Here is a 10,874-nt window from a genome sequence, read left to right as displayed (position 1 = left end):
CAAGGGTGTCCACGGTGCCATCGACTCAAGCAAGAGTCCTATGGCCGGGCTGCAGTGCGAATCCTGCCACGGTCCTATGGGCAACCACAACAAGGGCGGTAACGAGCCGATGATCACCTTCGGCAAGGACTCCACCTTAAGCGCTGAGAAGCAAAACAGTGTATGTCTGTCGTGCCACCAGGACGACAAGCGCATGGCCTGGAATGGCGGCCACCACGACAACGCCGATGTGTCCTGCGCCAGCTGCCACAACGTGCACACCGCCAAGGATCCAGTGCTGTCAAAAAACACCGAAATGGAAGTGTGCACCAGTTGTCACACCAAGCAGAAGACTGAGCTGAACAAGCGCTCAAGCCATCCGCTAAAGTGGGCACAGATGGTGTGCAGCGACTGTCACAACCCCCATGGCAGCATGGGTGATGCGGGTCTTGTTAAACCCAGCATCAACGAGACCTGCTACGCCTGTCACGCAGAGAAACGCGGCCCAAAACTGTGGGAGCATGCGCCCGTAACTGAGAATTGCGCCTCTTGCCACAATCCTCACGGCTCAGCGAACGACGGCATGCTCAAGACCCGCGCTCCGGCTCTGTGCCAGCAATGTCACGCCGCCGATGGCCACGCAAGTCGCGCCTATCTGGGCAACACCGGCATGGGCAGCGAAATGGGCGACAATGCCTTCACCGGCGGCAGAAGCTGTCTGAACTGTCACAGTCAGGTGCATGGATCCAACCATCCATCCGGCAAGTTGCTGCAACGTTAAGGAGGCGCCATCATGAGATTTCAACTCAATATGATCACCCTGGCGCTGCTGGCAGCCTCAGCCCCCGTACTGGCGGGCGGCTACAGCCTGCAAAACGCCAATACCGACAAGGTGAAGTACGACGCATGGGTTTGTAAGGGCTGCGCCCTGGAAACCGGCACCAATGGCACCCTTGGTGTAGGTGTTGGCTATCAGGACAGTGACGATATCCGCTCGGCCAACAGCTTTGGCAGCGATGAACAAGTGCCTTACAAGCTCGACGCCGATGTACGCAACGTCACTGAGTCAGGCTATCGCACCGAATTCAGCGCCGAAAACCTCGGCATGGACAATGGCCGCGCCAGCGTGAAAACCGGTCGCCCCGGCAACTACAACATCAGCCTGGATTATCGCAGCATCAAGACCTATGAGTCGGACACAGTAGTCAGTCCCTTCCTGGGTGTAGGCTCAGGCAAACTGACACTGCCCGGCGACTGGGTGTATTCCGGCTCCAGTGATGGCATGAGCGGCTTAGCCTCTGCCAGTCCCTTTGAGCTGTCACTCAAGCGTGAACGCGCAGGCCTTGGTTTTGAATATCAAAGCGAATCAGCCTTCGCCACCTACGTGAATTATCAGCGTGAAGAGAAAACCGGGATTAAGACTGCCTCCGGCAGCTTCTTTAACCAGTCAATCATGCTGCCAGAGCCTGTGGATTACACCACAGACACCCTGGAAGCCGGCGTGAAGGTGAAGGGCGACAATGGCTTCCTGGCACTGGTGTACAACGGCAGCCGTTTCTCCAATGGTTACAGCGAACTGAGCTTTGATAACCCCTTCCACCCCACCTTTGGGGCGGCAAGAAGCGGTGCTATTGCGCTGGATCCTGATAATCAGGCGCATACCGTCTCACTGCAGGGGCTGTTCAATGACGGCACCAGCCAGCTGACCGGCCGCCTGATGGCAGGCCAGATGAGCCAGGATGAGCCATTGGTTACAACGGGTTACGGCTATGCCCTGCCAGTGGAAGCGGTGGATGCCAAGGTGGACATCATCGGCATGAACCTCAAGGCTTCCAGCCGCGTTGGCAAGGATCTGCGTCTGTCCGGCAGTTACGACTATAGTGACCGCGACAACAAGACCCAGGTCGAAGAGTGGACCCAAATCAGCATCAGTAATGTGTCCGGTAAAGTGGCGTACAACACCCCGTATGACCACACCAGCCACAGATTCAAGGCCAGTGCCGATTACCGCATCAGCCGCGGCATCAAGCTCGATGGTGGTCTGGACTACCGTGTCGATGAGCGCAGCTATCAGGACCGCGAATCCACCGATGAAACTACCGGCTGGGCACGACTGCGCCTAAGCAACTTTGAGCACTGGGACATTGCGCTTAAAGGCAGCTACGGCAAGCGTGGCGGCAGCGAGTATCAGGCCAGCGAGTGGACCTCTTCAGAGAACAACCCCTTGCTGCGCAAGTACTATCTGGCCGACCGTAACCGTACCCAGGCCGAGATCCGCGTCAGCCATATGCCGCTCGATAGCCTGAGTCTCGACTTTGGTGTGCGCTACGCGCTGGATGATTACGATGCCACCCAAGTAGGCCTGACCGAGTCCAAAGATCTGGGCTACGATGCAAGCCTCAGCTGGCAACTGACTGACAAGTTGCTGCTCTCCGGCTTCTACAATCATCAGACCATTGACTCGGCCCAGGCTGGCAGCAGCAACTTTGGCAATGCCAACTGGTTCTCGGATATCGAAGACAAGGTGGATGTGTACGGCATAGGTCTGGCCTGGAACGAACTGATGGACAGCCGCCTGAAACTCGGCTTGGACTACAGCTACTCAGACTCATCCAGCAGTACTCAGGTTCGTCAGGGCATTACCGGCGACTATGGCGACTACTACGCCAAGGTACATAACCTGAATCTGTATGCGCGGTATCAGGCTTCTGAACGCATGGCACTGCGTCTCGATTACCGGATGGAGAACTACCGGGACAATGATGTTGCAAACGACATCGAAGTTGACGGCATTTGGAATCTGGTTAGCTTCGGCTCCCTGAATCACGACTACAATGCACATTTGGTCATGCTTTCCATGAGTTACCGACTCTGACTTCAGTCCTGAAAAAAGCCCGCTCTGTGCGGGCTTTTTTTTAGTCATTCCAACTGCCATACAACAGGAATCAGCCCTTTTACAGAATGATTCCCCATAAAAACAGACGTTTCAGTGAGAAAATCGCCTGTTATTGTAAAAAACACAAAAATTGCTATTGCCAGCAAGCAAACAAAAGACTTACACTCCGACTCGTTACATTTTGATAACAATAATTACAAACACAAATACAATTCCTGATAACGAGCAATTTAAGGACAAGCAAGCATGAAACACTCAACTCTGCTGACATCCGCCCTGCTGGGTGGTCTTCTGTTCTCCACTTCTGCGCTGGCTGACGGCATTCGTGCCAGTCTCGAAATGAGTAAGCAAAATTACAATGCCAACGAAGACGTAACTGTTCGTGTGACTCTGACCAACGATGAGAAAGTCCCGGTCAAGATCCTCAAATGGTACACGGCTGCCGATGGCGTGGAAGAAGCCCTGTTCAAGGTATCAGTAAATGGTGAGGCCAAGCATTATCTGGGCGCTCACTATAAACGTCCTGCTCCGCAAACCAAGGATTATATCAAGCTCAAGGCCGGTGAAAGCGTCAGCTATGAAGTTGAGCTGTCTTCTCTGTACGATTTGACCGAACAAGGCAACTATGAAATCGCCTACGATGTCAGCTCAATGCAGCTGTTTGCCCCCAATGCAGGTCAGCAAAATAAGCTGGCTCGCCTCGGCATTGACGGTATCCAGTCAGAGTCTGTGAGCTTCTTCCACGAAGGTATTGAGACCAAAGCCGGCAGCAACAAAGGTAAGCCTGGCACAGGCGACGGTGGCGGTGGCGGTTCTACCGACGGTGTGAGCTTTTCCGGTCGCTGCTCCAACAGCCAGATGAGTGATACTCTGGCAGGCCTGGCCGCAGCCAAGTCTATGGCAGGCGATGCAAAGGGCTATCTGAATTCGGCCTCTAACCCAGCCAGCTCTTTGCGCTATAACACCTGGTTTGGTGCATACAGCAGCAGTCGCTGGAACACGGTAAGTAACCACTTCAACGCCATCGATTCAGCGCTGAATACTCAGCCTCTGACCTTCGATTGCTCTTGTAAGAAGAGCTACTACGCCTACGTATATCCAACACAGCCTTATAAGATTTATCTGTGCAATGCCTTCTGGAGTGCGCCGGTTACCGGCACTGACTCCAAGGGTGGCACAATCGTTCACGAGATGAGCCATTTCGATGTGGTTGCCGGTACCGATGACGTTGTTTACGGTCACAGCGGTGCCAAGAATCTGGCGCAAACCAACCCGGATCAGGCTATCCAGAACGCTGACAGCCACGAATACTTTGCGGAAAACACGCCTTTCCAGAACTAACCAATACGCCGGCTCAATGCCGGCGTCTTTTCATATGGTTTCACATTTACCTTGTGAATTTTGGGCAGAGGATCTGCCCCTTTTTTTATCTTTTTGCCATCGAAGCGTGAGAAACACCTAAAAGCTGTTATAAATCCAGCTTTTCCCATTGCAACACCTGGCACTTTAGGAGAAGGTAATCCAAATCCTCCTGGTTACCTTTTGTTATGAAGTCATCGCCCGTTGTCACGTTGTTACTGCTGCTGACTCCCCTGCCCGCATTGGCTTTTGCCCCTTCAGGCTCCATGGCCACAATGGCACTTTTACTCGGACTGGGTGGATTTACCTTACTGAATCTTATCGCCCAACTTAGCTTCTTTGCCTCGGGATTTTACCGCTCCAGACGCTTTGTCCGTCGCCACGTGTTGACATCTTTGCCGCCTGTTCTGCTTGGTGGCGCGGCCGTGGTAATGGATCATCAGGGCACCGCTGATCTGCTGATGAACGTGGGCCTGCTGCTGATTGCCCTTGCATTTGCCCTGCTACCGTATCTTTTTGCCGAAAAAGTGGTAACAAGCCGCCCCTGGATAAGTGTCATCACGGCCCTGCTGTATTTGGGGCTGGGTTGCTTTATCGGCCCAATAACCACCTTTGCGATTATCCTTGCCCATGTGGCCTGGTTTAAACAGGACACCCTTGGCAAATACTTATGCATGCTGGTGTTATGCCTGGGCTATCCACTGCTCGGTTACTACCTTTATCAATTATTGGGCAAGCTTTGATGACAGACGAGGGATGAGGGATGAATACCCTCGAGCCACTCCTTAACAATATCCGCCGCTGTACGCTTTGCAGCGGTTTGCCCCTTGGTCCCAAGCCCATTTTGCAGGCTGGCAGCAAATCCAGAATCCTCATAGCCGGACAGGCTCCCGGCGCCAGAACCCATGAAAGAGGCCGCCCCTTTGATGACGCGAGCGGTGACCGGCTCAGGCGGTGGCTGGGCGTAGACAAAGACACCTTCTATGATGCCAACCACTTTGCCATCATCCCCATGGGTTTTTGCTACCCCGGAACCAAAATAAACAATGGCCGTCGTCAGGGCGATTTGCCACCACGTCGTGAGTGTGCCACTGCATGGCGGGCACAGCTTCTTGCCAGCCTTCCCCGGATTGAACTTACCTTGATCATAGGCCGTTATGCTCTCGACTGGCATCTGCCTGCAAACACAGGGCTCACCAATATGCTTGATGACTGGCAACTGCGCTGGCCAGCAGCAATGGTATTGCCACATCCCAGTCCACGAAATAATCTGTTGCTGACCAAGCACTGTGAATTTGAGCAACGCCAAGTGCCGGCGTTACAGCGAAGAGTCCGTGAAATACTGGCTATCGAATAACGGGTACGATTGCACCTATCTCAAAGGAGCGCTACTCAGAATGAAAATTGTCATTGCGCCCGATTCATTCAAAGAATGTATGACAGCACCCGAAGCCGCCGATGCGATTGCAAGAGGGTTTAAAGAAGTCTTCCCCGACGCTGAATATCATTTACTGCCTATGGCCGATGGCGGCGAAGGTACAGTGGACGCCATGGTTAAAGCCACCAACGGACATACTCTCGACCTTGAGGTAACCGGGCCACTGGGGCAGCCACTCATGGCCAGCTATGGTGTATTGGGGGATAACAGTAATACCGCAGTGATTGAAATGGCTTCTGCATCAGGGTTGCATCTGGTGCCTGCGGACAAACGAAATCCATGCCTGACGTCCACAAAGGGCACCGGCGAGTTAATTCGTCATGCGTTGGACTCAGGCTTCCGCACAATCATCCTTGGCCTTGGGGGCAGTGCTACCAATGATGCCGGAGCAGGCATGTTAGAGGCCCTTGGAGCCAAACTCCTGGACACGCAAGGCGCCCCGCTGCCATTGGATGCTCTGGCACTGAAACGGCTTCATCGAATCGATTTGACTGGCTTACACCCCGCGCTTAAAGAAACCCGTATTGAAGTCGCCTGTGATGTGGATAATCCACTGCTCGGACAAAGAGGCGCATCCCAGGTTTTTGGTCCGCAAAAAGGCGCCACACCTCAGATGGTGCAAGTTCTGGACGATGCGCTCAGTCACTTTGTTCAGGTAGTAAGCAATCAGTATCCTGACAAAGCGGGTATCGAATCAATGTCAGGAGCCGGTGCTGCAGGTGGAATGGGCTACGCCCTGACAGCCCTTCTGGGTGCCAGACTGACTCCGGGAATCCAGCTGGTCAGCAAGGCTGTGCAACTGGCAAGCCGGGTTGAAGGCGCTGATTTGGTGATAACGGCAGAAGGTTGTATTGATAATCAAACGCTGTCAGGCAAAACACCTATGGGTGTGCTTGAGTGCGCCAATTATCATCAGGTCCCCTGTATCGCACTCGCCGGCACGCTCGGACCCGGCGCCGACGGCATTAAGTCGCTTGGCATGCAAGCGATAGTTCCTATATTGCCTTCTTTAATGAGCCGGGAAGAAGCATTGCGCCATGGTGGTGAAAACCTGTATCGAACAGCCGTCTATGTAGCCAATTTAATTTCTCTCGGTATTTCCTTCCAGAAAACCGGAAAAAGTCTGTGAGGGGTAACGGCGTTCGATTTCGGTTCGACTAAACTGAAAGTTCTGGAACCAGACTTTCTGGAGTCGCTATGGAAGCTTACGGCTATCATTCATTTCGGGAAATTGAAGTCAAAGAAATTGACTGGCAACGTTGGCAGCGGCTGGTGAATACGGTAGCAGAAATGTTTGATGCACCCGCAGCCTTTATCAACCAGGCAAATACCAAAGGAATTGAAGTCCTTATCGCATCGGAACTCCCCACTACTCTGTACGCCCCGGGAGAAGTTTCCTCCATAGACTCCAACGTGTATTGCCACCAGGTGGTGCAACGCAATGAGCCTTTGTATGTACCCGATGCCAGCAGTGACAAACGCTGGGTCAACAATCCCGAATATGTTGAAGACAACTATATATCCTACCTGGGCATGCCCATCAATTGGCCTGATGGCAACACCTTCGGCACCCTGTGCGTGCTGTCAAACATCATCACCCATTACCCGGATACCTACCTTAAGGTATTAAATGTAATCAGAGATGTGATTAACGCTGACCTCGCGCACATTTACAGAGAAAGCCAGCTCTTAACTGAATCTTATGTGGATCCGATGACAGGCATTTATAACCGTCGCGGCTTTGAAGAGATGTTCATTCAAAATCGAAACCTTGCCAGAAGGCTTGGCCGTCAGGTGGTACTGCTCAGTTTTGATTTGGACAACTTCAAACCCATAAACGACGAATGGGGCCATAAAGTAGGGGATGAAGTGCTTACGTTTTTCGCCGGGTGCCTGAAAACCAGTTGTCGCAACTGCGATCTGGTCGCACGGTGGGGCGGTGACGAGTTTTTGGTGTTGGCACATTCGGAAACTACCCAATTGGTCGACTCACTGTTACAACGGCTGGATCATGCACTGCATGCAAACAGCAGCCTGCCTTGTATTGAGTATTCCGTAGGTATTCTTAAAGTAGACAGCGAACAGGAAGGAGAACTGACATCCTACCTGCCGCAGGTGGATGCCCGTATGTACCATCACAAGCGCTCAAAACGCTGAAAAAAAGCCCGGCAACGCCGGGCTTTTCAGATATCCAAACAACTGTTACTTACAGCTCACACCCACAGAAGAAAATGCTGCAGTGACGTCGGCCACTGAGTAGCCATAGTCAGAGGCAGCCGCTTCCACGCCACAGGCACCCTGGTTGTAAGTGCTGGTAGCAGACCAGTAAGCCTGGTTAGCCAGTACGAATACGTCAAAGGCTTTCTGGGTGTTCCAGCCATTCTTCTTGGCCAGCAGGTAGAAGGCCTTGTTGTACACGCCTGAAGAGTAGTGTACATCCATGCCGCTGGTGTAGTCAGAGGCGTGACCGATAGAACGGCCATCCTTGGTTGGGTCATCCATGTAACGCAGGGCACCGTTACCCTTGAAGATGTCGTAACCCACCATCCAGTCGTTGCTGCCACGCATGTAGTACTCAGCAGCTTCACCGGCCATATCAGAGAAGGCTTCGTTCATACCGCCAGACTGGGCGGAGTATTCCAGACCAGAGTTCTGCTCGGTGAAGCCGTGGCTCACTTCGTGGGCAGATACGTCCAGGCTCACCAGCGGATAGAAGTAGCTGGCACCGTCACCGAAGGACATGGCGCGGCCATCCCAGAAGGCATTTTCGTAGTTGCGACCGTAGTGAACACGCATTTCCAGCTGGAAGGTCAGCGGCGCAGTGTTATACCAGTCTTTATACATGTTGAAGATCACGCCACCGAAATAGTGTGCATCGTTCAGTGGTGAGTAAGAACCGTTGATAGCGCGGTAAGTGTTTTCAGGGCAAGTAAACGAGTAAACAGTGCCGCGGCGGGTGCTGTTGGCCATATCAACAGTCTTCACGTCAGGGTTGTTCATGGTGCACACACCATTGGCTTCCTGAACCTTCAGCGGACCGAAGTCACTGCCGTAGTAATACTGACCAATCTTGGCGTTACCACCGGGACCTGTGGCATCAAAGGCAGTACCCGGGGTGGTGCCACCGCCGTTACCTGGCTTGCCGGCACCGTTCTTGGCGGTCATCAGCTCATCCCAGTGACGGATTACTTCACCGCTCATGGCATCAACCAGACCGGCTGGACGGGAGATACTGTTGTTGCCCTCACTCAGGTAAGACACGCGATAAGCCAGACGTGGGGCATCGCCTTCGGCCAGAACAACCAGCTCAACGTCCTTATGGCCTGACGCAGCAGAACCTGCATATACCTTATTCAGTGCAGCAATGGCCTGACCGCGGGTCAATGCTGGCTCAACATTGAAACCTTCTTCAATCGCGGCGGTATTGCCGAAGATGTCGCCGTTTGAAGACACAACCAGGTGGTGACCGTAAACCTTCACCCCATTGAACATTTGCTGCTGTTTTACTTTCTGATGGCCAGCTGCAGTCTGGAACGACTTCCCGGCTGCAAAACTATGGCCCTTGGCCAGTCCCATAGACTGAGCCAGATTGGCTTCCCCTGCATGGAGTGCACCAGAAACACACAACGCAAGAGTCGCTGGAATTAAGGTATATGCTTTCATGTCCTGATCCTTTTATAGTTTTTTGTGTACGAAACCTGCGTTTCGTTTGCAACAAACTGTCACAAGCAAAACACTATCTCAATAGGCTTTGTAATTTTTTTGTAAAACAATACAGCCACAAATGTAACACTCATGTTACAAAATGATACATCTCAAGGATTTTATTGGTTTTTTAGAAAAGCATCCGACACCAGTTACGGAATGAGCGACGGTAACTATTGATATATAAGTGAATTTTTCAAATCCATTCTGACATTCAATCGAGCTTTTATTTAAAACCCTGGCCACCCAGACAGAGCCAATGCACACCAAAATGACCGGAGTTGCCCCTTATTTTTGCCTTAGCAGTTATAAGCTCCGGCCTTGATGAAGCCCCGGCCTTGAAGTAAAGTGAGCACCCATTTCAAGTCTGTGGCCGAGTCAGCCAGATCCGAAGATAAGATCAACGCCATGTCAGATAAACACAGCCGCCGTGCCACAGCATCAGAAGACAATCTGATGCGCATTTTTACCGTGCCCGAAGCAGCAGAATCTACCCTGGGTCGCATCGAGCAACAGTTATCAGCAGACTTGGCCGGTTTCCTTCAGGGCAGTATTGCCGCACTGGAGCAACCGCTGGCAGAAATAGAACAACATTTCGATGCGGTAGAAATTCCACGCCAACCACGCTTTGTGTCTGATTATGTCGACGATATCATGGCGCATCTGGTGGCCCAGTCAGTGCATACCGCAGCGCCCTCCTTTATTGGCCACATGACCTCGGCGCTGCCGTACTTTTTGCTGCCACTGTCAAAGCTCATGGTTGGGCTCAATCAGAATCTGGTAAAAATCGAGACTTCCAAGGCCTTTACGCCGATGGAGCGTCAGGTACTGGGGATGATGCATCACCTCACCTTCGGCGAAAGTCATGACTTCTACAGCCAACATCTGCACAGTGCCAGCCACTCCCTGGGCGCCTTTTGCTCAGGCGGCACAGTCGCCAATATCACGGCTCTGTGGATAGCCAGAAACCAGCTGCTCAAAGCCGATGGCGCATTTCGCGGCGTAACACGCGAGGGGCTCCACAAGGCGCTTAAACACTATGGCTGGGACGATTTGGCGATTCTGGTGTCAGAGCGCGGCCACTACTCCCTCGGCAAGGCCGCCGACCTGCTCGGCATTGGCCGTGACAACATCATCAGCATGGCCGTGGATGAGCACAATAAGGTGGATGTGGGCGCCATGCGTGCAGCCGCCGAGGCGCTTAACGCCCGTAACATACGGGTAATGGCAATTGTTGGCGTGGCGGGCACCACAGAAACCGGTAACGTCGACCCACTGACCGAGCTTGCAACGCTCGCCGCCGAGCTTAATTGCCACTTCCATGTGGATGCTGCCTGGGGCGGCGCGACCCTGCTCAGTGAAAAATACCGTCATCTGCTCAAAGGGATAGAGCTTGCTGATTCGGTAACCATTGACGCGCACAAACAAATGTACGTGCCCATGGGCGCTGGTATGGTGCTGTTTAAAGACCCGACCCTCGCGTCTGCCATTGAACAT

At 52.9% G+C, this 10,874-nt stretch carries 9 protein-coding genes; 8 read left to right on the top strand and 1 reads right to left on the bottom strand.

Annotated features, from left to right (window positions below; translation table 11 throughout):
• From ABYK60_RS17590 to ABYK60_RS17560, 7 genes are all read left to right on the top strand, one after another.
• A partial coding sequence (locus ABYK60_RS17590; protein WP_372873302.1) for a DmsE family decaheme c-type cytochrome occupies positions 1-760 on the top strand: 760 nt, incomplete at its 5' end.
• Positions 761-772: 12 nt separating this feature from the next.
• Positions 773-2,854 carry an MtrB/PioB family decaheme-associated outer membrane protein gene (locus tag ABYK60_RS17585; protein WP_372873301.1) on the top strand — a complete coding sequence of 694 codons (2,082 nt, stop codon included), beginning with the start codon at positions 773-775 and terminating at the stop codon, positions 2,852-2,854.
• Positions 2,855-3,121: 267 nt separating this feature from the next.
• A complete protein-coding gene (locus ABYK60_RS17580; protein ID WP_372873300.1) occupies positions 3,122-4,216 on the top strand; it encodes a M35 family metallo-endopeptidase in 1,095 nt (364 codons plus the stop codon).
• Positions 4,217-4,422: 206 nt separating this feature from the next.
• The gene (locus ABYK60_RS17575) at positions 4,423-4,977 is read left to right on the top strand and encodes a hypothetical protein (protein ID WP_372873299.1); all 555 of its coding nucleotides are present in this window, start codon (positions 4,423-4,425) and stop codon (positions 4,975-4,977) included.
• A 20-nt stretch (positions 4,978-4,997) separates the two neighbouring features.
• The gene (locus tag ABYK60_RS17570) at positions 4,998-5,591 is read left to right on the top strand and encodes a uracil-DNA glycosylase family protein (RefSeq protein ID WP_372873298.1); all 594 of its coding nucleotides are present in this window, start codon (positions 4,998-5,000) and stop codon (positions 5,589-5,591) included.
• A 40-nt stretch (positions 5,592-5,631) separates the two neighbouring features.
• Positions 5,632-6,801, top strand: coding sequence for a glycerate kinase (locus tag ABYK60_RS17565; protein ID WP_372873297.1), 1,170 nt, complete (start codon positions 5,632-5,634; stop codon positions 6,799-6,801).
• A 68-nt stretch (positions 6,802-6,869) separates the two neighbouring features.
• Positions 6,870-7,829 (top strand): diguanylate cyclase, encoded by a 960-nt coding sequence (locus ABYK60_RS17560; protein WP_372873296.1) that lies wholly within the window; start codon positions 6,870-6,872, stop codon positions 7,827-7,829.
• Positions 7,830-7,874: 45 nt separating this feature from the next.
• On the opposite strand, the gene ABYK60_RS17555 is transcribed toward ABYK60_RS17560, so the two are convergent.
• Complete coding sequence (locus ABYK60_RS17555; RefSeq protein ID WP_372873295.1) at positions 7,875-9,335, bottom strand: M4 family metallopeptidase; 1,461 nt, start codon at positions 9,333-9,335, stop codon at positions 7,875-7,877.
• Between the two features lie 450 nt (positions 9,336-9,785).
• Between ABYK60_RS17555 and panP the strand changes: the two genes are divergently transcribed.
• The coding region (gene panP / locus ABYK60_RS17550; RefSeq protein WP_372873303.1) for a pyridoxal-dependent aspartate 1-decarboxylase PanP at positions 9,786-10,874 on the top strand (1,089 nt) is incomplete at its 3' end.

This window comes from Shewanella sp., from assembly GCF_041630135.1.
GTDB lineage: Bacteria > Pseudomonadota > Gammaproteobacteria > Enterobacterales > Shewanellaceae > Shewanella.
This window is presented reverse-complemented; position numbering and strand designations above follow the sequence as displayed.